27 protein-coding genes and 1 pseudogene are annotated in these 23101 nt (G+C 64.1%); 15 read left to right on the forward strand and 13 right to left on the reverse strand.

What is annotated here, in order from left to right; genetic code table 11:
* Positions 1-33 precede the first annotated feature (33 nt).
* Genes WA702_RS04170 through WA702_RS04190 form a run of 5 tightly spaced genes read right to left on the reverse strand, consistent with a single transcriptional unit; the run spans position 34 to position 4499 of the window.
* On the reverse strand, positions 34-639 hold the full coding sequence (locus WA702_RS04170; protein ID WP_425109294.1) for a hypothetical protein: 606 nt from the start codon (positions 637-639) through the stop codon (positions 34-36).
* The gene (locus tag WA702_RS04175) at positions 639-1484 is read right to left on the reverse strand and encodes an ABC transporter permease (RefSeq protein WP_425109266.1); all 846 of its coding nucleotides are present in this window, start codon (positions 1482-1484) and stop codon (positions 639-641) included. Before WA702_RS04175 ends, WA702_RS04170 begins: the two co-directional genes overlap by 1 nt.
* Entirely contained in the window at positions 1481-2296 is an 816-nt protein-coding gene (locus WA702_RS04180; RefSeq protein ID WP_425109267.1) for an ABC transporter ATP-binding protein, read from the reverse strand. The genes WA702_RS04175 and WA702_RS04180 overlap by 4 nt, the downstream gene beginning before the upstream one ends.
* Entirely contained in the window at positions 2293-3264 is a 972-nt protein-coding gene (locus WA702_RS04185; RefSeq protein WP_425109268.1) for a YVTN family beta-propeller repeat protein, read from the reverse strand. Before WA702_RS04185 ends, WA702_RS04180 begins: the two co-directional genes overlap by 4 nt.
* Positions 3265-3305: 41 nt before the next feature.
* Positions 3306-4499 (reverse strand): ABC transporter substrate-binding protein, encoded by a 1194-nt coding sequence (locus WA702_RS04190; protein ID WP_425109269.1) that lies wholly within the window; start codon positions 4497-4499, stop codon positions 3306-3308.
* A 159-nt stretch (positions 4500-4658) separates the two neighbouring features.
* Between WA702_RS04190 and WA702_RS04195 the strand changes: the two genes are divergently transcribed.
* Complete coding sequence (locus tag WA702_RS04195) at positions 4659-5138, forward strand: DUF3280 domain-containing protein (RefSeq protein WP_425109295.1); 480 nt, start codon at positions 4659-4661, stop codon at positions 5136-5138.
* 127 nt (positions 5139-5265) lie between these two features.
* Here the strand turns inward: WA702_RS04195 and fghA are convergent, their stop codons facing one another.
* Both fghA and WA702_RS04205 read right to left on the reverse strand, forming a co-directional pair.
* Positions 5266-6111, reverse strand: a complete 846-nt coding sequence (gene fghA, locus WA702_RS04200) for an S-formylglutathione hydrolase (protein ID WP_425109270.1) — start codon at positions 6109-6111, stop codon at positions 5266-5268.
* Between the two features lie 42 nt (positions 6112-6153).
* A complete protein-coding gene (locus WA702_RS04205) occupies positions 6154-6774 on the reverse strand; it encodes a response regulator transcription factor (protein ID WP_425109271.1) in 621 nt (206 codons plus the stop codon).
* 141 nt (positions 6775-6915) lie between these two features.
* Between WA702_RS04205 and WA702_RS04210 the strand changes: the two genes are divergently transcribed.
* From WA702_RS04210 to WA702_RS04225, 4 genes are all read left to right on the forward strand, one after another.
* Positions 6916-8256 carry a histidine kinase gene (locus WA702_RS04210; protein ID WP_425109272.1) on the forward strand — a complete coding sequence of 447 codons (1341 nt, stop codon included), beginning with the start codon at positions 6916-6918 and terminating at the stop codon, positions 8254-8256.
* 164 nt (positions 8257-8420) lie between these two features.
* Positions 8421-8777 (forward strand): hypothetical protein, encoded by a 357-nt coding sequence (locus tag WA702_RS04215; RefSeq protein WP_425109273.1) that lies wholly within the window; start codon positions 8421-8423, stop codon positions 8775-8777.
* A 143-nt stretch (positions 8778-8920) separates the two neighbouring features.
* Positions 8921-9076, forward strand: coding sequence for a hypothetical protein (locus WA702_RS04220; protein WP_425109274.1), 156 nt, complete (start codon positions 8921-8923; stop codon positions 9074-9076).
* Between the two features lie 115 nt (positions 9077-9191).
* On the forward strand, positions 9192-10052 hold the full coding sequence (locus WA702_RS04225; protein WP_425109275.1) for an SDR family oxidoreductase: 861 nt from the start codon (positions 9192-9194) through the stop codon (positions 10050-10052).
* A 28-nt stretch (positions 10053-10080) separates the two neighbouring features.
* Here WA702_RS04225 and WA702_RS04230 read toward each other — a convergent pair whose 3' ends face one another.
* A complete protein-coding gene (locus WA702_RS04230) occupies positions 10081-10974 on the reverse strand; it encodes an NAD(P)-dependent oxidoreductase (protein WP_425109276.1) in 894 nt (297 codons plus the stop codon).
* A gap of 162 nt (positions 10975-11136) precedes the next feature.
* Between WA702_RS04230 and WA702_RS04235 the strand changes: the two genes are divergently transcribed.
* Together WA702_RS04235 and WA702_RS04240 are read left to right on the forward strand one after the other, a co-directional pair.
* Complete coding sequence (locus tag WA702_RS04235) at positions 11137-11520, forward strand: carboxymuconolactone decarboxylase family protein (RefSeq protein WP_425109277.1); 384 nt, start codon at positions 11137-11139, stop codon at positions 11518-11520.
* A 183-nt stretch (positions 11521-11703) separates the two neighbouring features.
* Positions 11704-11847 (forward strand): annotated as a pseudogene (locus WA702_RS04240) (ModD protein); the annotation flags it as partial.
* Positions 11848-11869: 22 nt separating this feature from the next.
* Here the strand turns inward: WA702_RS04240 and WA702_RS04245 are convergent.
* Complete coding sequence (locus WA702_RS04245) at positions 11870-12901, reverse strand: hypothetical protein (protein ID WP_425109278.1); 1032 nt, start codon at positions 12899-12901, stop codon at positions 11870-11872.
* Positions 12902-13280: 379 nt separating this feature from the next.
* Here WA702_RS04245 and WA702_RS04250 point away from each other — a divergent pair, with 379 nt between their 5' ends.
* Positions 13281-14399: a mechanosensitive ion channel family protein gene (locus WA702_RS04250; protein ID WP_425109296.1), complete on the forward strand. Its 1119-nt coding sequence runs from the start codon at positions 13281-13283 to the stop codon at positions 14397-14399.
* Here WA702_RS04250 and WA702_RS04255 read toward each other — a convergent pair.
* From WA702_RS04255 to WA702_RS04265, 3 genes are read right to left on the reverse strand one after another with little or no spacing between them, the layout of a single operon-like run.
* On the reverse strand, positions 14396-15091 hold the full coding sequence (locus WA702_RS04255) for a DUF1045 domain-containing protein (RefSeq protein ID WP_425109279.1): 696 nt from the start codon (positions 15089-15091) through the stop codon (positions 14396-14398). The two genes, WA702_RS04250 and WA702_RS04255, sit on opposite strands and share 4 nt — an antisense overlap.
* 22 nt (positions 15092-15113) lie before the next feature.
* Positions 15114-16307, reverse strand: a complete 1194-nt coding sequence (locus WA702_RS04260; protein WP_425109280.1) for an alpha-D-ribose 1-methylphosphonate 5-triphosphate diphosphatase — start codon at positions 16305-16307, stop codon at positions 15114-15116.
* On the reverse strand, positions 16304-16966 hold the full coding sequence (locus WA702_RS04265) for a chloramphenicol acetyltransferase (protein ID WP_425109281.1): 663 nt from the start codon (positions 16964-16966) through the stop codon (positions 16304-16306). Before WA702_RS04265 ends, WA702_RS04260 begins: the two co-directional genes overlap by 4 nt.
* A 174-nt stretch (positions 16967-17140) precedes the next feature.
* Here WA702_RS04265 and phnC point away from each other — a divergent pair, with 174 nt between their 5' ends.
* From phnC to phnE (WA702_RS04285), 4 genes are all read left to right on the forward strand, one after another.
* Positions 17141-17950 (forward strand): phosphonate ABC transporter ATP-binding protein, encoded by an 810-nt coding sequence (gene phnC / locus WA702_RS04270; protein WP_425109282.1) that lies wholly within the window; start codon positions 17141-17143, stop codon positions 17948-17950.
* Positions 17951-18035: 85 nt separating this feature from the next.
* Positions 18036-18965 carry a phosphonate ABC transporter substrate-binding protein gene (gene phnD / locus WA702_RS04275; RefSeq protein WP_425109283.1) on the forward strand — a complete coding sequence of 310 codons (930 nt, stop codon included), beginning with the start codon at positions 18036-18038 and terminating at the stop codon, positions 18963-18965.
* A 74-nt stretch (positions 18966-19039) separates the two neighbouring features.
* Positions 19040-19924, forward strand: coding sequence for a phosphonate ABC transporter, permease protein PhnE (phnE, locus tag WA702_RS04280; RefSeq protein WP_425109284.1), 885 nt, complete (start codon positions 19040-19042; stop codon positions 19922-19924).
* Positions 19921-20769 (forward strand): phosphonate ABC transporter, permease protein PhnE, encoded by an 849-nt coding sequence (gene phnE, locus WA702_RS04285; RefSeq protein WP_425109285.1) that lies wholly within the window; start codon positions 19921-19923, stop codon positions 20767-20769. Before phnE (WA702_RS04280) ends, phnE (WA702_RS04285) begins: the two co-directional genes overlap by 4 nt.
* Positions 20770-20776: 7 nt before the next feature.
* Here the strand turns inward: phnE (WA702_RS04285) and phnF are convergent, their stop codons facing one another.
* Positions 20777-21502 carry a phosphonate metabolism transcriptional regulator PhnF gene (gene phnF, locus WA702_RS04290; protein ID WP_425109286.1) on the reverse strand — a complete coding sequence of 242 codons (726 nt, stop codon included), beginning with the start codon at positions 21500-21502 and terminating at the stop codon, positions 20777-20779.
* A gap of 118 nt (positions 21503-21620) precedes the next feature.
* On the opposite strand from phnF, the gene phnG reads away from it, so the two are divergent.
* The 3 genes from phnG to WA702_RS04305 all read left to right on the forward strand — a co-directional run.
* Complete coding sequence (gene phnG, locus WA702_RS04295) at positions 21621-22076, forward strand: phosphonate C-P lyase system protein PhnG (protein ID WP_425109287.1); 456 nt, start codon at positions 21621-21623, stop codon at positions 22074-22076.
* Positions 22077-22079: 3 nt separating this feature from the next.
* On the forward strand, positions 22080-22676 hold the full coding sequence (phnH, locus tag WA702_RS04300; RefSeq protein WP_425109288.1) for a phosphonate C-P lyase system protein PhnH: 597 nt from the start codon (positions 22080-22082) through the stop codon (positions 22674-22676).
* Between the two features lie 4 nt (positions 22677-22680).
* A partial coding sequence (locus WA702_RS04305) for a carbon-phosphorus lyase complex subunit PhnI (RefSeq protein WP_425109289.1) occupies positions 22681-23101 on the forward strand: 421 nt, incomplete at its 3' end.

Genomic DNA, 23101 nt, shown 5'->3' on the forward strand with positions numbered 1-23101 from the left:
GCGGCTATTTGAAGTCAGCAGCCATGAAAGCCGCTACTCCATATCCTGCTGGATCTCGCGCCCGAGCGCGAACAGGCGCTGGTCGATGGTGGTCGGCACCTCGCACACGAACTTCAGCACGCGGCGGCGGTCCTCGAAGATGCGAGTCTCCCAATTGAGCTGATTGCCGAGCTCGTCGACCTTGGCCTGATCGGGCGAGGCAGCGCCCTGCATGTCCTGCAGCGCGACCGTGTCGGCCTTAATCTTCTCGACCGCAGCGCGCTGCTTGCGCATGACCCGCTCCAGGCCGTTCATGACGGAGCTGCGCTGGGCGTTGAGGGTGTCGAACAGGCCGGAGAACAGCAGCTTGCCCTTCATGGTCTTTTCCTGCGCCGAGCCGGTGAGGAAATCAGCCACGTCCTTCTGCGCCTCCTCCATTGGGGTGCGGCGCGCGGCGAGCTTTGCGACCAGCGCCGAAACCTTGGCGTCGTCCTTCCATTTGCCCGCGACGTCGTCGAGCGACGGACCCGCCCACACAGCGGCCACCGAGATCTCCGGGACCTTGGGTTGCGCGCAGGGCCAATCCGGATAGCGAGGATCGGCGGCCAAGCAGGCGCTAGTCGATGCTACAAGGAAAAATGCTGATATGATCGGACGCATCAAGTCTCACCTCCCGGACCACGGCGAACCAAGCCGCGCGACGGATCATAGGCCAGGATCGCGCCCACCATGAAGGCGATGGTGCAGCCGCCGACCACGCCGAGTGAAATCCAGTTCATCTTGCCATAGAGAGCGAAGCGGATCAGCTCGACCGCATGGGTGAACGGATTGGCTTCGCAGAGAGTGGCGAGCCAGGGGCTGCCTTCCTCGACGCGCCAGAGCGGATAGAGTGCGGAAGAGGCAAAGAACATCGGAAAGATCACGAAGTTCATGACGCCAGCGAAGTTCTCCAGCTGCTTGATCCCGGACGAGATCAGCATGCCGAGCGCGCCGAGCATCAGGCCTGACAGCACCAGCGCCGGCAGCGCGGTGAGATAGCCGAGGGTGGGCGGCGTGATGTCCCAGAACCAGGCGACCGCGAGGAAGGCGTAGACCTGCAGCACCGAGACCGCCGTGCCGGCGAGCAGCTTGCAGAACAGCAGATACCAGCGCGGCAGCGGACTGACCAGCAAGGTGCGCATGTTGCCCATCTCGCGATCGTAGACCATCGAGAGCGAGGACTGCATTCCATTGAAGAGCTGGATCATCGCCATCAAGCCCGGCGCGATATAGACCTCATAGGGAATGTAGGTCTCGTAAGGCGGGATGATCGAGATGCCGAGCACCTGGCGGAAGCCGGCTGCGAAGATGAACAGCCACACCAGCGGCCGCACCAGCGCCGAGACGAAGCGTTCGCGCTGATGCAGGAAGCGCAGCCCCTCGCGCCAGACGATACCGGTGAGACAGGTAAGATATTCTCTCGCCGAGAAGCCGGTTCGCGCCGGAGCGATCATCGTGACGCTCATGATTCCGGACTCCGCGCCGTGCTGTTCTGCGTGGTCAGTCGCGCGAACGCGGCGTTGACATCGGACGCGCCGGCCTCGGCGATCACGCGCGTCGCCGGCCCGTTGGCCAGCACGCGGCCCTGATGCAGCACTACGAGATTGTCTGATGGCGTGATCTCGTCGAACAAATGGGTCGCCCAGAGCACCCCGATGCCCTGTTCGGTGACGAGCTGACGGACATGGCCGACGATGTCGGCGCGCGCCTTGACGTCGAGTCCGACGGTGGCCTCGTCAAGCAACAGCAATCGCGGCCGGTGCAGCAGCGCGCGCGCAATCTCCAGCCGCCGCATCTGACCGCCCGAGAGATCGCGCACCTTGTTGCCGGCGCGGTCGGCGAGGCCGATCTGCGTTAGCAATTGCTCGGCTCTCGCACGCGCCTCGCGCCTCGATATGCCGTGCAGCGCGGCGTGGTAGAGCAGGTTCTGGGTCAGGGACAGATCGAGATCGAGCGTGCGTGGCTGGAACACCACGCCGAGCAGCCGCAGCGCCTCGCCCGGCGCGCGGCCGATGTCATGGCCGAAAATGCCGATATGGCCCGTCTGCACGCCGAACAGTCGCGTGATCAAAGAAAACAGCGTGCTTTTTCCCGCGCCATTGAGGCCGAGCAGCGCGGTGAAGTTGGCAGGCTGGACGTCGAAGGAGACATTATCGAGTGCGCGCCGCGCCCCGTAGGAATGACTGATGCCGTCGATGGCCAGCGCGGACGCGCCGCCGGGCTCGCGCCGCTCGGCAACATCACGCTGCTTGATGATGGTGGCTTCCGGCATCGTCATGGCTTTGCGATCGTGATGCCCCAGGGCAGTTCGCCGACCTGGATGGTCTTGATCACCTTCTCAGCTGCGACGTCGATGACGGAGACATCGTTGGAGACCCCGTTGGTGACCATCAGATACTTCTCGTCAGGCGTGAAGGCCATATGCCAGACGCGCTGGCCGACCAGGAGATATTTCTTCACCTGATGGCTCGTGCCGTCGACCACGGCGACGCGGTTGGCGGGACCGAGCGCAACGAACGCCGTCTTGCCGTCCTTGGTCATGCCGATGCCGACCGGCTGGATCGCTTCGTTGCGCAGGCCGGGAATGGCGAAATTGACCTTGCCGGTGACCACATGCTTGGCCGGATCGATGATCGAGACCGTGCCACCGATCTCGGAGGAGACCCAGAGCTCGGATTGGTCGCGCTTGAACTCGGCAAAACGCGGGCGCGCGTCGACCAGCACGTTGGCCACGATCTGGCGGGTGCCGGTGTCGATAAAATGCGCCATGTTGGTGGTCTCGGAGGTGCAGATCAGGATCTTGCCGTCGGGACTGACCGTCATGCCTTCGGGCTCAACGCCGACCTGGACGTCACCGATTTGCGCGCGCTTTTCGAGATCGATGATGGTGACCGTGTTGTCATTCTCATTGGCGACATAGAGCGTCTTGCCGGCGGCGTCCTGCGTGAACAGCTCCGGGTCGGGTCCAGAGGGCAGGGTGTCGACCACCTCCTGCTTGGCGGTGTCGATCACCTGGATGGTGTCGTCGTCGCCGACCGCGACCATCACGAACTTGCCGTCGCGGCTGAACTCGATGCCACGCGGCCGCTGCCCGACCTTGATGGTCTTGGTGACGGTCCAGCTGTCGGTCTCGATCACGGTAACGGTGTTGCCTTTCTCATTGGACACATAGGCGACGAAGGCCCAGCCCGGCGTCGCCGTCGCAAGCCAGACCGCGGCGCAGGGCGCGGCCAGTCGCAACGACATCGTTCGCATCATCTTGCCAATCCGCATCTCGGACTCACGCCTCACTGCAGCTTGCATTTGGTTTCGGGACGATCGATGCCGAGCGTATCGAGCTCGGAGACCTGGTGCAGAAAGCCCTCCTGCGGCGACACCGAGACGATCATGCGGCCGTCCGACAGCAGGATCGGCTGCCGCAGCTGCAGATTCCAGTCGCGCAAAGTGAGCCGCGTGCCCTTGAACGCCGCGATCGAGAAGTTCGGGCCTTTGACGAAGTTCAGCAGGGTCTTGGCGTCGCCGGAATTGGTGCGCGAGGCGGCCTCTCCGATCATCCGCACGCCGGTCCAGGCCTGCATGTCGAGCGCACTCATGCGCCGTGACGCCAGCCTGACGAACCGGTTCTGCAATTGCGTCGCACCCCATTGATCCTGGGCGGGATCCCAGCTCGTCGGCTTCAAGCCCGCGGAGCCTGCGACGGGCCGCGGATCCCAGGTGCGATATGGCAGATAGGACGCGAACACCTCGCTCTCGTCGGCCGCGACCAGGACATCGTAAGCTGGCGCCTTTTGGGTGAACACCGGTATCTGGCGCTGGATCAAGGTGACGCCGGAATCGGTGCGGCGGGCACCGCCGGTGTCCTCGAAGGTGCGCTCCTCGACGATCTTGGCGCCGAATTTCGTCGCAGCGCGGCGCAGCGCGTCGGCAAAGAGCTTGTCGTTGTCATGCGAGCCGGCCACCAGCAACCAACGCTTCCACTGCTTCCAGATCAGATATTGCGCAAGCGCGTCGGCGAGCATCGAGCGGGTCGGCGCGACATGCACCACGTTGGCGCGGCAATCCTGCTCGCGCAGGCTGTCGTCGATCGCGCCGACATTGAGCAGGATCGCGTCGCGGCCGCGCAGCGCATCGGCGGCCTTGAGCAGCGCATCGGCCGGAAGGTCGGCCAGGATAAAACCGGTCTTGGCGCCGAGGTCGTTCACGGCGGCAACGACGTCCTCGCCGTCCTTGAGACGATGCTCCATCAAGGTGAAGTGCTGGTTGAGGAATTTGCCGGTGGTGTTGTTGTCCTCGATCGCAAGGTGCGCGCCGGCGAGCCCGTCATCGGGGGCTGGCTGCTCGACCGGCGACAAGGTCTGCGGAACGGTCGCGCGGCCGAGATAGCCGATCGCAATCTCGGTCGGCTCCGCGGCCACGGCCGACGTCACGCCCGACGTGGCGAGCGCAGCAAGGCCGATCGCGCCGATCAACCATCGGATCATGACTCCTCCCTGTGTTCCTCCGCGCCGTTTTCGGCGCGAAGGCATTTCGGCTTGAAAGATGACTGAATTGGCCTAGCTTGCAACCCCACTTTAGCAACCCTGGCCTCATTTCGGATCACGACCGTGAAACTGCTCTTTGCTCTCGTTGCGTTGATGGTGATGTTGGCGCCGCCGGCCCGAGCCGAGCAGCCCAAAGTCGCGGTGTTCGATTTCGAGCTGCTCGACACCAGCCTGCAGGGCGAGATGCAAGGTGTGCGCAAGGACGAGCAGGCGCGTCTGGTTCATGTGACACAACAGCTGCGTCAGGCATTGGCCGATTCCGGCAAGTTCCAGGTGCTCGATATTGCACCGGTTGCTACTGCCGCGCACGACAGCAATCTGCAGGCCTGCGGCGGCTGCGATGTGAAGCTTGCCGAGAAGCTCGGGGCTGACATCGCCGTCACCGGCTTGGTGCAGAAGGTCTCCAACCTCATCATCAACATGAACATCTACCTGCATGATGTTCATACCGGAAAGCCGATCGCCGCCATGAGCGCGGATATGCGCGGCAACACCGACGAATCCTGGACGCGGACCATGGAGTGGCTGATCCGCAACCGCATGCTGGCGCCGAACTATGGTGCGGCGCAGGCGCAGTAGGTCGGCCGGGGGACATCCAACAGGGTCTCGTAGCCCGCGTGAGCGCAGTGATCGCGGGGGCTTCGGTCCGTAATTATCGCCGTCCCGGGGGCGCTTCGCTCACCCGGGCTACAATGCTCCTCCGCCTTCAATTATTCAATCGCGCCGCGTGCCAGCGCAGATGGTCGCACATGAAGGTGGAGATGAAGTAGTAGCTGTGGTCGTAGCCTTCCTGCCGGCGCAGCAGCAGGGGGATATTGGCCTTGGTGCAGGCCGCCTGCAGCAACTCGGGCTTGAGCTGCTCGGTGAGGAACTGGTCGGCATCGCCATAGTCGACCAGCAGATCGGAAAACTTGGCGCCGTCCTCGATCAGCGCCACTGCGTCATGCTTGCGCCAAGCGTCCTTATTGTCGCCGAGATAGCCGCCGAGCGCCTTGGTGCCCCATGGCACCTGCGACGGCGCGACGATCGGCGAGAATGCGCTTGCCGCGCGGTAGCGGTCGGGGTTGCGTAGCGCCACCGTCAGCGCGCCATGCCCGCCCATCGAGTGGCCCATCACCGACTGTCGGCGCGGATCGACCGGGAAGTTGGCGGCCACGACGCTCGGAAGCTCCGCCGTCACATAGCTCCACATCCGGTAATTCCGCGCGAACGGCTCCTGCGTTGCATCGACATAGAAGCCGGCGCCGAGGCCGAAATCATAGGAGTTGTTGGCATCGCCCGGCACGCCTTCGCCGCGCGGGCTGGTGTCGGGCGCGACGAACACCAGGCCAAGCTCGGCGCAGGCGGCCCGAAACTCACCCTTCTCGGTGACGTTGGCATGCGTGCAGGTGAGGCCCGACAGATACCAGACCACCGGCAATTTGGCGCCGGCCTCGTGCGGCGGCACATAGACCGAGAAGGTCATGTCCGTGCCGGTCTCGCGGCTAGCATGCCGATAGACGCCCTGCGTGCCGCCATGGGATCGGTTTTGGGAAACGGTCGTGAGCGTCATGTTGTCTTATCCTGTTTCACCATGGTGTCAGGCAGCGTCAGGTTACGCGACGCCATGGTCGATGGCGAGCCGCACGAGTTCGCCGGAGGTCCGTACGCCGAGCTTCTGGCGGATGATCGACGAAGTATTGGCGACGGTCTTGTAGGACGATTGAACCAGCCAGGCGATCTCGGTCAGGCTCTTGCCGGCGCCGAGCAGGCGCAAGATCTCCATCTCGCGCGATGTCAGCTTCGCAAGCGGACTTTGCGCCGCGGTCGGTCCGGCAAAGGCGAGGCTGCGGGCGATCGCCGGAGGCAGATAGGTATCGCCGCGTCCGACCTGGACGATCGCCTCGACCAGATCGTTGGGATCGCCACTCTTCGACACATAACCCTTGGCGCCGACCTCGATTGCACGGGCCGCGAACACGGGGTCGTCATTCATGCTGAACATGATGATCCGCGCGGCGGGCTGACGCTCTAGGATGCGCCGCGCGAGTTCGAAGCCGGACACCGTCGGCAGGTTGATGTCGATGACGCAGACGTCAGGCTGCTCTGATGTGAACACCCGTTCGCCGCCCTCGGCATCCGCGGCCTCGAGCAGCGCAATCTCAGGCTCGCCTGACAGGACCGCGCGGCAGCCGGACGCGACAATAGGATGGTCGTCGACAATCAGCACGCGCATCACCTAGGTTCCCTGAGTGTCGCTTCTCGTTGTTGCATCGCATCAAAGATGCATCGCGCGCAGTGTTGCGACATGCTTTCGATTAGATCGCTCGATGATTTATCTGTCAACGTTGGCATGTAGCCCCGATGGACGAATGAAATGTGGCAGGAACTGTCGTTGCAAACCCGGATCAACGTGCTGTTGGCACTGGTGCTGACGCTTGGACTTGCGATCAATATCGCGCGGCTCGCATTGGAAGCAGGCCCGCGCGTGCAGGCCGAGGACCAAAGCGTGATCCGGCTGGCGCGCGCCTTCGTCGACACCATCGTGACCGGATTGAATGAAGCGTCCGACCCGGATGCACAATTGAACCGGATCGAGGCGGATCTCAGCCGGCTGCGCCATGTCAGCGTTTTCCGACGGAGCGCAGCGCCATCGCCCGACGCTGATCGAGCGGAGGGGGAGGGCCGTGCACCGCTCTGGTTCGTATCGCTGGTGCATCCGGAGCAGATGTCGGTCCGCGTGCCGCTGACGATCGCCGGCCGACCGGATGCCCTTGTGATCACTGCGCATCCCGACGACGAGATCGAGGAGATCTGGGACGGCATCACGACCCAGCTGGTGATCGGATCGGCGATCGCGGCCCTGCTGTTCCTGTTCACGACGCGGGTCATTCGTGGCGCGCTTGCGCCATTGCAGCAGTTGTCGCAGGCGATGAGTGCGATCGAGCACGGTGCCTATGATGCACGGGTGGCGCCGGATGGTGCGCCCGAACTCGCCGCGCTGTGCCGCAAGCTCAATCATCTTGCGACCACGCTCGGCACCGCGGTCGACGACAAGCGCCGCCTCGCCGAGCGCGCGGTGTCGCTACAGGATCAGGAGCGGAAGGAGATCGCGCGCGAGCTGCATGATGAATTCGGCCCGTATCTGTTCGCGCTGCGTGCGCATGCCAGCGCCTTAATGCGGCCGCCGGAGGCCCGCGCCATCGATGTCGGCGCGATGCGCCGGCATGGCCAGGCGATCCTCGATCAGGTCAATGCCGTGCAGCAGTTCAATCGTCGAATCCTGGAACGGTTGCGTCCGGTCGGCCTTGCCGAACTCGGCCTCTGTGAGGCACTTGGCGCGCTGGTGCGGCTGTGGCGCGAATCCCATCCAGATGTTGCGATCGTGACCGACATCTCTTCGTCTCTTGGCGTCACCGGCGAGACCGCCGATCTGACGATCTACCGGATCGTGCAAGAGGCCCTCACCAATGCGTTCCGCCATGCCGATGCCAGCACCGTGAATGTGACGATCGCGCCGGCGGGCGAGCGTGGCGGCCGCGCCTACACCATGGTGCGGGTGCGTGACGATGGGCGCGGCTTTGGCGAGAATCACAAGCTCGGCTTCGGCCTGGTCGGCATGCGCGAGCGGCTGCGCGCGCTTGGCGGCACGCTTGATATCGCCTCCGCCAGCGCGGGCGTGACGGTCGAGGCCATGGTGCCCGCCGATGCACGCTGACGTGTGACAGACAGACCAAAGCGCTACACGATGTTGTGTCGCGGCGCCTGGCTGATCCGGGTGTTCTCCGCTTGGAACCATCGTCATAGCGACGCATTTGTGGACGATTGGTGCGGTGCGCGTAGCCCGTATTCCCGGGAGCGTAACCGCTCTGCGGTGATCAAATGAGCAAAAGCTTGATCGCTTTGGGATTTGCAGCCTCCCTCACAGGATTGCCGCTGCAATGGGCAATGGCGCGCGATGACGGCCGCTACGCCGGCTCTCCCCTGAAAGCCTGGTTCGATAGCTTGAGAAGCGGGCGCGGGCCGTGCTGCTCGGTTGCGGACGGCATTGCCATTGCGGACCCCGATTGGGAGCTGCAAGGCAGCCACTACCGGGTCCGGCTCGACGGTGAGTGGATTGTCGTGCCCGATGATGCCGTGATCACCGAACCCAATCGGGCCGGCCACACCATGGTGTGGCCGATCAAGGGCACGCTCGGCACGTCGATCCGCTGCTTCATGCCGGGTGATCTCAGCTGAGCTGGCACAGGCCTCGTTCCAGCGGCAGTTCTGCAGGCGGCGTATCCAGCAGCGACGTGGGTGCGGCCATCCGCAGGAACTTCGTTCGGCGTCAGAAATTGCCCGTCATCGTGCATCGAAGCTTGACCTGCAGAGGACATACGATGAGCAAAGAAACGCCAAAGGACGATCCCCGTCAGCAGACCGACTGGGGTTCGCACAAGCAGACCGACAAGCCCTGGAGCGAGAAGCCGGAAAAGGAGCAGCGGTCCGAGGCCGCCAAGGACCTGGAGAAGTGGGCAGAGACCAAGACGCATTGACGTCGTCGAAGGCGGTTCGGCATCTTGGCCGCCGATCGTCCGAGCAGGCGAAAGGCGTCCAGGAACGACCATAACTCCAGCCGATTGAAGCAACACGACCGACAGGAGATCAACGATGCCGCAGCCGTATCCTCAGCCGCCATTTCCGCCGCAACAGCAGCCCATGCCGGGAACGACGGCGCGGATGCAGCCGCGGCCGGATCACGGTGAGACCAGCTACAAGGGATCCGAACGGCTGCATGGCAAGAAAGCGGTCATCACCGGAGGCGACAGCGGCATTGGCCGCGCCGTCGCCATTGCCTATGCGCGCGAAGGCGCCGACGTTCTGATCGCCTATTTGAACGAGCATGATGACGCCAAAGAGGTCAAGGAACTGATCGAGCAGGAGGGACGCAAGGCGGTGCTGGTCGCCGGCGACTTGCAGGATGCGGCCCATTGCCGTTCGGTGATCCAGCGTGCGGTCGATGAGCTTGGCGGCATTGATATCCTCGTCAACAACGCCGCCCATCAGGCGACCTTCGCCGACATCGGCGACATCTCCGACGAGGAGTGGGAGAAGACGTTTCGCACCAACATTCACGCCATGTTCTATCTGACCAAGGCAGCGGTGCCGCATATGAAGCCGGGCAGCGCGATCGTGAACACGGCTTCGGTCAATTCCGACATGCCGAATCCCAGCCTGCTCGCCTACGCGACGACCAAGGGCGCGATCCAGAATTTTACCGCCGGCCTGGCGCAATTGCTGGCCGAAAAGGGCATCCGTGCCAATGCGGTGGCGCCCGGCCCGATCTGGACGCCATTGATCCCGTCCACCATGTCCGGGGAGAGGGTCAAGTCGTTCGGCCAGCAGGTACCGATGAAGCGGGCCGGTCAACCAGCTGAGCTTGCGACCGCCTACGTGATGCTGGCCGACCCGCTGTCGAGCTACACGTCCGGAACGACGGTCGCGGTCACCGGCGGCAAGCCGTTCATCTAAGGCCGGCGGGCGTTGAGCCGCGCTTTTGTCAGCCGCGCATCTCGACGCCGGCCCATTCCTCGACCACCCGCGCGATCGAGGTGAAGTCGGAGGTGGGGCCGTACTTGGCATTGGTAATGGCCAGCATCTGCCGCACCACCGCGCCGCAGACCATCGGCACGCCCATTGCCTCGGCCTCGTCGACGCACAGCCGCACGTCCTTATAAGACAACCCGGTAGTGAAGCCGAAATCGAACGTCCCGGGCAGCACCGCGCGCGGAAACTTATCCTGCGAGGCGCTGTTGCGGCCGGTCGAGGCGTTGATGATGTCGATCAGCACCTTGGCGTTGACACCACCCTTGACGCCCATTGCGACGGCCTCCGAGGTGATCACGATCGCCGCCGCTGCCATCAGATTGTTGGCGAGCTTGGCGGTCTGCGCCACGCCGGGCGCTTCGCCGGCAAAAAACAGCCGGCCGAATGTCTTCAGGATCGGCTCGACCATCTCGTAAGTCTGCTTCGGGCACGACACCATTACTGCCAGGGTACCGTTCACGGCGCCCTTGATGCCGCCGCTCACGGGCGAATCGACCAGGGTGATATTCTTCGATCGCAGCCCTTCCGCGATCTGTCTGGCAGCGCCCGGACCTGTCGTCGAAAGGTCGACCATGACGCGCGCACGGTTGCCGGCGATAATGCCGTCCGGACCGAGCGCGACGGCCTTGGCGATGTCGGGTGTCGGCAGGCTGGTCAGCACGATACCCGCCGATGATGCGACCTCCGCCGGCGATGATGCGACAGTTGCTCCCCGTGCGGCGAGCGGTGCGGTAGCTTCGCGCTGAACGTCGTGCACCACGAGCTCATGGCCGGCGTCGAGCAGGCGGGCAGCCATGGGACTGCCCATGCGGCCGATCCCGACGAATCCGATGGTCTGCTTCGACATGGCTGCACTCCTGTTGTCCGCTGCCGCGGATCTTCACGACGTTTGCTCCGGTGCAAATTGTCCAGATTGTCGGCTAACCTGCAAGCGCGAGATTCCGCACCGGCGCCATGCAAAGGCATGCGATCGATGTGGAGCGACGATTTTCAACCGCGAGGAAACATCATGAGCAAGAGCCCGCTGTTCGAAGAAGGCCTCAAGGTCCGCAAGGACGTGCTGGGGGAAGATTACGTCAACAAGTCCATCGCCGGTGCCGACGAGTTCACGCGCACGATGGCGGAGTGGTCGACGGAATTTTGCTGGGGCGCGCTGTGGACACGGCCGGGGCTCGACCGGCGCACCCGTAGCATCATCAACCTCGCCATGCTGGGCGCCCTCGGCCGTCCGCACGAGCTCAAGCTCCACGTCAAGGGCGCGGTCAAGAATGGGCTGACTAAGGACGAGATCAAGGAGGTGCTGCTGCAGGTCGCGGTCTATTGCGGCGTGCCGGCCGGCATCGACGCCTTCCGCAACGCGCGTGAAGCCTTCAAGGAGATGGAAGAATCGTGAGGAGCGACCGCTCGCATGCGGTCGCGACCGACGCGGCGGCCCGGATCTCCGGGCCGTCTCGGCGCGCCCGAAAAAATGGACGGGTGAGTGATAACGGTGGCAACGCGGGTCGAGCTGGATGCCCTGCCGCCAGACGCTGTGCCCTATGGTGACCTGACCACCGATGCGCTCGGCATCGGCGACGTACGTCCGATCATCGCGGCCGCCGGCGGCATCAACGCTGCAAATGCGCCGGCCTATGCAGCGTCCGGTGCCGACGTGCTGGTCACCTCATCGCCCTATACGGCGCGTCCGCGCGACGTGCAGGTCGAGATCGCGCGGGCGTAGCAGGATGCAATAGACTGCGGCGTCAGCGCGATGCCGACTGTTGCAGGTGCCGGCCTGCCTCAGGTGAGCCTTGATCGGCCGCTTTCGCGTACCACGCGCGAGCCTTATCGGCATCCGGGACCACGCCGAACACATGCAGACGTGCGAGCTGCACCGGATCGAACGTTCCCGCCAGCAACAGCGAGGCATCCGCCTCGCCATTGTCGGCCAATCGGGCGAGGATCAGGCGGGCACTCGCGATATCGCCGACCGCAAGCAGATCCCTGCCGCGCTTCATCAGGGCTGCCACCTCGTCGTGCGCGAGGGAGGATGTCGCGTGCGGCGGGCTGGGCGGAGCAGGCGGCGGCGTGACTTCGGTTATCGCAAGCGGTGGCGTCACGTCCGCTGCCGCAGGCGGAGCAATGGCCGCAACTGGTGGAGGCGCGAGCGCGACCGGCGTCGCCGGTTCTGCTGCCACGGCCGGAGCCGTCGGCATGCCGGCGGTCTCGACATCGACGTGCGGCGCGTTCTCGATATTGGCTTGCGCCGCTGCCAGAATCGCAGTCGCAGGTACCGATGCGATATCGTTCTTCTGAACGCCGGCCTGGGCGGCGCTGATCTGCGTGAATTGGCTGAGCACAGCGGTCGTGTCGCGGGCCATCGTCGGGCCGCTTCCGGGCAGTTGCACCATGCTCGTCACCACATAGGCGACACCTGCGGCGAGGCCGATGGCAAAGCCCAGCTTGGTCATCGCGATCAAGCCAACCGAGTCATCATCATCGTCGGGCAGGGGCGGTATCAGTGCTGGTGGAAGCGCGAGGCTCCACAGGCCGCTCCTGGACGCTTCACTCTCGATCATGCGTCGCGTGGCCAATACAAGGTCGAATGAATCGTTGCCGACATACGGCTCGGCGTCCTGGTCGGCGGGCTTGCGAGCGTCGCCGATCAGCACCTCCGCCGCTTCAGCGACCTGGTCATGGAGGCGGCGAACCTCTTCCGATTCGTGATCGAGGAGCGGCGGTGGCGAGGCAGAGATGCTCTGGTCTGCTGCATCATCGTAGGCCGGGGAACTCATTACGCGTCTCCTGTCGGCTTGACGGATCGTTCGGATGTTTCGCAGTCCGCGCGCAAAGATGCGCACCGCTACAACCTGCGGACGTCCTTGAGGTCGATAGCTTCATGGAGGTTTTTGGCAGGACAAGTCAGCGAGCGCGGCGATTGTGTGATCATTTTCGGACGGACTCGGCACCGCGTTAGCGCACCCACGCCGAACCAGTCGTCGTTTACCAAATCCGGGTCGATCATCGTTTGCCGGCGCACCACGATATTGGTCCAGCCGAATCAGTTTCGAACAATCTAGCCATGCACGCGGAGAATGCTGCACTGCGGTAGTCGGCCATCCGGTACGGGAGGCTCGCGAGTTGACTGCTTTCGAAACCACGACGGAGCAGGGAATGCAGGCGGTATTGGAGCGGATATTCGGCTTTATGCCTGATTGGGTGGTCGGGCTCGGGCTGATTGCGCTTGCAATCGTCGGTGCGCTGCTGGTGGACAAGCTGGCGCGCATGGTGGTGTGGCGGGCGACCGGTTCGCAGAATTCGCTGGCGGTTCCGATCCTGCAACGGACGGCCGGGCCCGCGCGCTTGGCGCTCTGCCTGATCGCCGTGGCGCTGGTATTGCCGCTGGCGCCGCTCGATGACGAGTTGCGCGGAACGCTCACGCACGTCTTCGCGGTGGCAACGATTGCGTTGATTGGCTGGATCTCGATCCGCGCTGTCGATCTCGTCGCGGGCCGCTACCTGCAGCGAATTCGGGGCGATATTGCCGAAAACTTTCTGGCCCGGAAGCACGTCACCCAGATCAGCGTGTTCAAGCGCGTTGTCGATACGCTCATCATCATCGTGGCGATCTCGACAGCGCTGATGACGTTCAATTCGGTGCGGCAATACGGCGTCAGCCTGTTCGCCTCAGCCGGCGCCGCCGGCTTGATCCTCGGTCTCGCCGCGCGCCCGCTGCTGAGCAACCTGATCGCGGGCGTGCAGATCGCGGTCACCCAACCGATCCGGATTGAGGATGCCGTGATCATCGAAAACGAATGGGGCTGGGTCGAGGATATCGCCTCGACTTATGTCGTGATCCGGCTATGGGACTGGCGCAGGATGGTGGTGCCCTTGTCCTACTTTATCGAGCGTCCGTTCCAGAACTGGACACGCGATACCGCCTCGCTGATCGGCTCGGTTGTTCTGCATGTCGACTATGCCGCCGATGTTGCGCGGATTCGCAACTACCTCGGGGAAGCCGCGCGCGAGTCCAAGCTTTGGGACGGTGCGGTGGTCAATCTGCAGGTGGTCGATACCAACACCCGGACGATGGAGCTGCGCGCGCTGGTCAGCGCCCGCAATGCGCCGCAATCCTGGGATCTGCGCTGCGAGATCCGGGAGAAGCTGATCGCCTATCTGCAGCGCGAGATGCCGGAGGCATTGCCGCGCGATCGCGCCGACATCTCGCCGCCGCTGGGGGTTTTTGAAAAGGGTGGGGCGCACACGGCACAGTTCGCGCGGGCGCCGAACTAATCGGCGAGCGGCCAGGACTCCACAATGCGAAAGCGTGAACCCGCATCGTCCTGCTTGAACAGTGCGATGCGATCGATCGCGAGCTGCTGGAGATGGAGCATCGCGAACCGTTCGCGCAGCGTGGCAAGAATCGAGGCGCGTCTGACAGCGTCGAGACGGCAGGTCAGCGTCATGTGGAATCGGAATTCGTCCATGACGTAAGGGTAGCCCCAGCGGTCGAGATACTCGACCTGGCGCGGTGTCATGTGCTCCGGCTTGCGGCGAATCCGGTCCTCCGGCGTCGTCGGGGCCCGGAACGGCTCGAAAGCGCGGACGCAATCGGCTGCGAACCGTTGCAATTCGGGTGACGGATCGCCGGGAATGACGGCAATGAAGCCGCCGATCGCATCGACCACCGGCCTGATCAGCGGCAAATGTCGCGCGTTGGCCGCGAAGGCTGCGCAGGCAGTGCGCAAGCCATCCTCGCCGCTGTCGTCCGCGAGGCGAAATGGCGCCTTGAGCGTGGCGTGAAAGCCGTATTTCCGTGCATCTTCGGTCAGCTCTCGCCAATCAGGGACCGCCTCGACGATCTCGTCGAAGGCGACGTCCTGGCCGGTCCAGGCGTCGTAGCCGAGCACGCGCGCACCGAAGCGATCAAGCACGGTGCCGGCAGCGGGCGCGTAATAGATGGCGTAGCGCGGCGAACTCGTCATGAACATCCAACCAGCACGTCGATCATTCCGCCGCGGCCGCTTCGCGACGTGCGATGGGTGTGGCCGCAAGACGGCCCGGTTCGCTCAGATGGACGAGGCGGCCGGCCGCGATCACGGCGATGATGCGGGGACGCAGCGGCAGTCGATCGTCGACGAGGAGGATGTCAGCCCTGCGGCCCTGCGCGAGCATGCCGCGATCAGTGAGGCCTGCGGCCTGTGCCGGTGCAGCGGAGATCAGATCCCAGGCCCGCGGCAACTGCAATATCCCATCGGCCGCGAGCCGGAAGGCGGCGAGCAGCGGCGCCGGATAATAATAGTCGGACGCCAGCACCGTGCAGAGGCCTTTCGCGATCATGTCGCTCGCGCGGGTCCAGCCGGTATGGCTGCCACCGCGGACCACGTTCGGCGCGCCGAACACGATGGCATCGCCGCCGCTGGCGGCTTCGCGCGCGGTCTCTTCATTGACCGGAAACTCCGCGATTGCGACGCCTTGCCCGCGAAAGGCCTTGCGCATCTCGGGGGTGTCGTCGTCATGCGACAGCATGCGAACGCCGGCCTGCCGTGCCGCTGCGGCCAGCCGAGCGATGGATGCAGGAACGTCGTCGGCCTGCGAGGTCACGCGCTCGACAAGACGATCGAAAGCCTCGCCCGACAACCCCGTGCGGTCGACCATGCGCTGGCGCTTGTGCGGCTGCTCGAGGCTGGCGACGGTCGCGTCCATGTGATCGTTGAAGGCGAACAGGTCGACGCGTCGTGCCGACAGCCATTCTGCGATCTCGTCTTCGGCATCGAGATTGTAGGTTTCGTGCCGCAAATGAAAGCGGGTATCGGCTGCCAGTCGGGGCCGCAGCCCCTCGATCGCCTCAAGCAGGCCGCGAGCATTGTCGCCACTGCGCAGGCCTGGCTCCCACGACCAGGTCGTGGCATGAAACACGGTGGTGATGCCGTTGCCGATCACCTGGCGATCGGTGTCCACCAGCGCCACGTTGAGCGGGAAGTCGACGCCGGGGCGCGGCATCATCTGCCGCTCGAAGGCATCGCCATGGATGTCGACGATTCCGGGCAGCACGAGCAGGTCGCCTGCGTCGAGCGACGGGGCGCTGCTCCGATTGATGGTGCCGATCTCGACGATCTGACCGTCCGCGACCGACAGTGAGGTCTCGACGAGTTCATGGCCGAGCAATGCCCGGCCGCCTGCGACAAAAAGTCCGTTCATGACACGGTACTTTGCCGCAGCGGCTGCCCGGCGTCGAGAGCTGCCTCGTATTTGTCCAGGAAATCGCCGATCTCCAGTTGCCGGAAATCAGGCAGCGCAACCCGCAGCGCCTCGTGATCCCAGTCCCACCAGGCGAGCCGCATCAACCGCTTGGCGATCTCCTCTGGGAAGCGCCGCTTGATTGGCCGCGCCGGATTGCCGCCAACGATGGTGTAGTCCGGCACGTCCTTGGTAACAACACCGCCTGCAGCGACGACGGCGCCGGTGCCGATCGAGCGGCCTGGCAGCACGATCGCGCCATGCCCGATCCAGACGTCGTGGCCGATCGTGACGTGGTGTTGCTTCCGCCAGGCGAAGAACTCCGCGTCATCCGGCTCGCCCGGAAAATAGGCGCTGGCGCGATAGGTGAAATGCGCCTGCGTTGCGCGATGCATCGGATGATTGCCGGGATTGATCCGCGTCATCGCCGCGATCGAGCAGAATTTTCCGATCGTCGTATAGGTGATCTGGGAATCGTTGACCACGTAGGAGTAGTCGCCCATCGTGACGTCGAACAGGATCGTGCGTGCGCCCACCTCGCAATAGGCGCCGAGCTTGGCGCCGAGAACGTTGGCGCTGGGATCAATCGATGGTTCCGTCGATAGCGACTTGCCGGCCATATCGAGCTTTGTCCGTCTACTGCTGATGTCGTCATCTGCTTCCGCATCATTGATGACAGTAACATGACTTGTCTGTGACGGGTGTGGACTATTCCGTACCACGGCCGGACTGTCACACAACTGTCGAATGCCGGCGCTAGCGAGGAGGGAGGGGCTGAGGCGGTGGAGCAATGAATGCTGGTAGTTGAAGGTCTGACGTGCCGGTTCGGCGCGAAAGCCGCAATCGATAACGTATCATTCTCTGTGACGCCGGGCAGCTTCGTGGGCGTCATCGGTCGCTCCGGCGCCGGCAAGTCAACGCTGCTTCGCTCGATCAACCGCCTGTCCCCGGTTTCTGACGGCCGGATCATGTTCGGCAGTATCGACGTCACCGCGCTGCATGGCCGCGAGTTGCGCCGATGGCGCGCGCGATCGGCGATGATCTTCCAGCAGTTCAATCTGGTCGGCCGGCTCGACGTGTTGACCAACGTCTTGATGGGGCGGCTGGCCGAGATTCCGTCTTGGCGGTCGCTGGCGCAGTTCTGGCCGGCGCAGGATGTCGCGGTCGCGATGTCGGCGCTGGAGCAGTTTGACATTGCCGCCCTGGCGGCGCAGCGGGCCGATCTGCTATCGGGCGGCCAGCAGCAGCGCGTCGCGATCGCACGCGCGCTGGTGCAGGAGCCCGACATCATTCTCGCCGACGAGCCGATTGCCTCGCTCGATCCGCGCAACACCAAGATCGTGATGGATGCACTGCTGCGCATCAACAAGCATTTCGGCATCACCGTGATGTGCAATCTGCACTCGCTCGATCTGGCCCGCAGCTATTGCGACCGGTTGATCGGCATGGCGAGCGGCCGGATCGTGTTCGATGGCGCGCCGGCGGCCCTGACCGCGCAGATCGCGCGCGAGCTCTACGACCTCGAAGCCAATGACGTGATGGACGGGGCGTCGATGCCCCAGCCTGCAGTGGTCCCGGCGCTCGGCGAAGTTGCCGCCGCCTGATGTGTTTTGCGTTCAAATTGCGGCGCGTCCAACCGAGGCGCCCGCCAACATCTGTCACTACCAACCTGATACCAAGGGGTGCAATATGATTGATCGTCGTCTCGTTCTGGCCGGCATGGCCTCGCTCGCCTTCGCTGCCTCCGCATCCGCCGAGGACTGGCGCACCAAATATCCAGAGATCACCTTTGCGGCGATTCCGGCCGAGAACGGCTCCGGCGTGACCGAGCGCTATGGGCCGTTCGTCAGCTATTTGTCGAAGGAACTTGGCGTCAAGGTGACCCTGCGTGTCGCCAACGATTATGCGGCCGTCATCGAGGGCCAGCGTGCCGGCAACATCCACATCGGCTATTACGGCCCGGCCTCGTTTGCCCGCGCCCGTCTCACCGGCGTGAAGACCGACGCCTTCGTCATCGACGTCAACTCCGACGGCTCGAAAGGCTATTATTCGGTGTTCTACGTGCTCGCCAAAAGCCCGTATCAAAAGATCGAGGATCTGAAGGGCAAGAACCTCGGCCTGGTCGATCCGAATTCGACGTCCGGCAACAACATGCCGCGCTTCAAGCTGAACCACCTCGGCATCGATCCCGACGCCTATTTCTCCAAGGTGATCTTCACCGGCAGCCACGAAAACGCCGTGCTGGCGCTGGCGCAGGGCACCGTCGATGTCGCCGCCAATTGGTGGAACAGCGAGGACGACTCCAACCTGACCCGCATGCTCAACAAGGACATGGTGAAGTCATCGGACGGCAAGACGCTCACCAAGGCCGACTTCCGCATCATCGGCAAGTCCGACATGATCATCAACTCGCCTTATGCCTATCTCAGCGAGCTTCCCGACGACATGAAGGCTGCGATCAAGCAGGCGTTCCTCGACGCGGCGACGAAGGATCCGGAGGCCTTCAAGAAGCTGTCGGACGGCAAGAACCGTCCGTGGGAGCCGATCACCAACGCCGACTACGACAAGACCGTCGAGTTGATCAAATTCGTCGACAGCCTCCGCAAGAAAGGCTCGTAGGGGTACAGGGTCACCTCGTAAGGCCGGGTCTCCGTGACCCGGCCTTTCCTTTATCTGCCAACACCGGCCTTGCGATGTCATCGGCGATCTCGATTCTTCCCGGCCCGCAACTGAACGCTCTGAACGAGGTCTACCGCAAAGCGGTGATGCGCAGGCGGATGCGTGTCCTGATCGGTGCGGCGCTGTTCATGGTCGTTCTGCTGGTCGCCTGCGTCGGCGCCGAAGTGAACCTGAAGACGTTATTCGCCCATGTCGGCAATTTCGTTAGCTATTTCGATCGTGTCCTGACGCTCGATAGCGGCATGCGGGTCTGGACCGACATTCCGGAATGGTTCTGGGGCCTTCGCAAATGGCTCAGAATGTTGGGCGAGACGCTGCTGATCAGCTATGTCGGTACGCTGCTCGGGACTGTCTTCGGATTCTGTCTCAATTTCCTCGCGGCCGAGAATACCTCACCGACGCCCTGGCTCCGCTTCGCCGTGCGGCGGCTGCTCGAGTTCGCTCGGACCGTGCCTGGCATCGTGTTCGCGCTGATCTTCGTGATGGCGTTCGGGCTTGGGCCGATGGCTGGCGTGTTGGCGATCGCGCTGCATACCACCGGGGCGCTCGGCAAGCTGTTCTCCGAGGTAGTCGAGAACGCCGACATGCGCCCGGTGGAAGGCATACGGTCGACCGGCGCGAGCTGGCTCTCCAGCATGCGTTTTGCGGTGCTGCCGCAAGTGATCGCGGGCTATGCGAGCTATACGCTGCTGCGGTTCGAGATCAATGTCCGTGAAGCCTCGGTGATGGGCTTCGTCGGCGCCGGCGGCATTGGGCAGGAGCTGCTGGTCGCGATCCGCAAGTTCTATTATTCCGACGTTAGCGCCATCCTGGTAATGATCGTGGTCACGGTGTTCCTGATTGACATCGGCACCGGCTGGCTCCGTGGCCGCCTGTTCGGCGAGGAGGCGCGCACGTGAAGTCGATCGAGGTGCCAGATCCGGCGGTGTTGCGCGAGCGCCTTCCGCATGTCTTTCAGCGGCCGGCGTCAGCCAGCCTCGCGCTGCCGGCGACGCTGCTGCTGACGATCGCCATCTTCGTCTTCGGCCTGGTCGATCTGGACTTCTCGCCGACGCGGTTTATTGGCGGGCTAAGGCAGCTCGGCTGGATCACGCTGATGATGCTGCCGCCCAATCCGGGATCGTCGCTGCCAGCCTATCTCCAGGCGATGGGTGAGACGCTGTCGATCGCGGTGCTGGGTACGACGATTGCCGCGATATTGGCACTGCCGATGAGCCTGCTGGCCGCGCGCAACATCGTGCCGTCGGTGATCTTCCGCTCTCCGGTGCGCCGGTTGTTCGACACCATCCGGGGTGTCGACCAGCTGATCTGGGCGCTGGTCTGGATCAATGTCGTCGGCCTCGGGCCGTTTGCCGGCGTGCTGGCGATCGCGGTGTCGGATTTCGGCGCCCTCGGCAAGCTGTTCTCGGAGGCCATCGAAGGCGCCGATCGCAAGCAGGTCGAGGGCGTGCGTGCCTCCGGCGGCAGCGTGCTGCACGAGATCCGCTTCGGCCTGCTGCCGCAAGTGCTGCCTGTGATCGCGGGTCAGGTGCTCTACTTCATCGAATCCAATACGCGATCTGCGACCATCATCGGCATCGTCGGCGCCGGCGGCATCGGCCTGCAACTCGCGGAGCAGATCCGTGTGCTGGAATGGCAGAAGGTCTCGTTCCTGATCCTGATGATCCTGATCGCGGTGGCCGCGATCGACTGGATCTCGAGCAGGCTGCGTTTTGCGATCATCGGCCGCAGGGCCGTGGCATGAGAGCGCGCTAGCTCTCGACTTCGAAGGTGACACGTTCCGCGGCGAAGCGCGAGCGCTTGGTGATCAGCGGCGCGCCATCGGCATCGATATCGGTTGAGTCGACCACGAGCACAGGACGGCCGAGCGCGAGATCGATCCGTGCCGCATCGGTGGCGTCGACGATCGCAGCCGTGATCCGGGTTGATGCGCGGCGATAATCGCGGACGCCGTAATGCGCGAGCAGGGCGGTCATCGAGCGGACCTTCGCGAACACGCCGCCGGCGTCTGGAAAGCGATCGGCCGGTAGCCATGAGGTGCTGACGCAGATCGGTGTCCGGTCGGCAAAGCGGAGCGCCTCGATTCGCACCAGTGGCACACCGGTCTTCAGCGCGAGCAGACGAGCGAGCTCGCGTGTCGCCGGCTCCTCCGTTGCTGCGATCAGCTGGCCGCGCGGCTCGCGACCGCCGGCACCAACGATCTCGGAGAAGCGCGTCCGCGAGCTCAGCGGATAGGCCAATCGAGGTGCCTCGACATAGGTGCCGCTGCCGCGCTCGGCGCGCACCAGGCCGCGTTCGGCCAGTGCGGCAAGCGCCCGCCGCACGGTGTGGCGATTGACCCGATAGGTCTCGGCGATCTCGGTCTCGCCCGGCAACTTCTCGCCAGCCGCAAAGCGGCCGTCCGCGATGTCGCGCTCGATGCCGTCGGCCACCCGACGCCACAATGCAACGCCCGACGCAGCATCCTGCAGGCTCATGGCCGCGTTCCCCTGGGGATTGTGAAAATCATACCTGTGTCACGAAATCTTCATGGCGCGTCGCTATCGAGTTGTCTAATATCATAGACAACTTAAGTTCGGCAAGATCGAGGTGGACGTGAGCGGCGAGACGGCAAGGCAAGAGCGGCGCAAGACGGCGATGCGGGTGCTGGCGCATGCGCCGACCGCGGACATATGTGCCAAGCTCGCTGACATCGGGCCGCCGGCGCATCTGCAATTGCGCGAGCCCGAGAATGGCCTCGTGATGGTGCGTGGACGCGTCGGTGGCGACGGCGCCCCGTTCAATCTCGGCGAAGCGACCGTGTCGCGCGCGGCGATCAGGCTTGCGAGCGGCGAAGTCGGCTTCGGCTACGCGCTGGGCCGCGACCGTGAAAAGGCGCGGCTGATGGCGCTGTGCGACGCGCTGATCCAGACCGAGACCCATGCTGATGTCGTCGAAACGAAGGTGATCGCGCCGCTGCGGGAGGCGATGCTGGCGAGCCGCGCGCAAGTCGCCGCCGAGGCCGCGGCGACGCGGGTCGATTTCTACACGATGGTCAGGGGCGAGGGCTGAAGCATGTCGGTATCAGAGCTTTCCGCAGGCTTCACGGACAAGGTGCTGTCGGCGCAGTCGACCTTCCGTTCCGTGATGGAGGCAATGGCGCGTCCCGGCAGCGTGCAGCGTGTCGCTGCTGAGGTTGGCGCAGCGGCGGGCCTGATGCCTGCCGTGGCTGCCATTGCATTGACCTTGTGCGATCACGACACGCCGGTCTGGCTTGATCCGCAGCTTGAGGCCAAGGGTGTCGCCGAGTGGCTCAAGTTTCATACCGGCGCGCCGGTGACGGCAGCGAGCGCGGACGCGAGCTTCGCGCTGGTGACCGATGCTGCAGCGCTGCCCGCGCTCGATAGCTTCGCGCTGGGTAGCAGCGAATATCCGGATCGTTCGACGACCGTAATTCTGCAGGTCGAAAGCCTGAGCGGAGGACGCGCTTACGACCTGCGCGGGCCCGGCATCGATGGTGTTGCGACACTGAACGCCACGATCGCGCCGGACGATCTGCTCGAGCGGCTGGCGGTGAACGCAAGCTTGTTTCCGCGGGGCATCGATGTCGTGCTGGTGCATGGCGATGCCCTGGTTGCGATCCCGCGAACGACGCGGCTGGCGGGAGGTTAAGCGCATGTATGTTGCAGTCAAAGGCGGCGAACGTGCCATCGAGAATGCCCACCGGCTGCTGGCGCATGAGCGTCGTGGTAATCGTGCGGTGCCGGAGTTGTCGCTGGCGCAGATCTCGGAGCAGCTCGGCCTTGCGGTCGATCGCGTGATGGGTGAAGGCTCGCTCTATGATCGCGAGCTCGCGGCGCTGGCGATCAAGCAGGCGCGCGGCGATCTGATCGAAGCGATCTTTTTGGTCCGCGCGTTCCGCGCCACCCTGCCGCGGTTCGGTGCCACCGAGCCGGTCCACACCGGGGAGATGCAGGTGCAGCGGCGCATCTCGGCCGTGTTCAAGGACATTCCGGGCGGTCAGGTGCTCGGGCCCACCTTCGACTATACGCATCGTTTGCTCGACCCGCAGCTCGCGGAAGGTTTCGAGCCGGAGC

The sequence above is a fragment of the Bradyrhizobium sp. genome, assembly GCF_049798375.1.
Classification (GTDB): domain Bacteria; phylum Pseudomonadota; class Alphaproteobacteria; order Rhizobiales; family Xanthobacteraceae; genus Bradyrhizobium.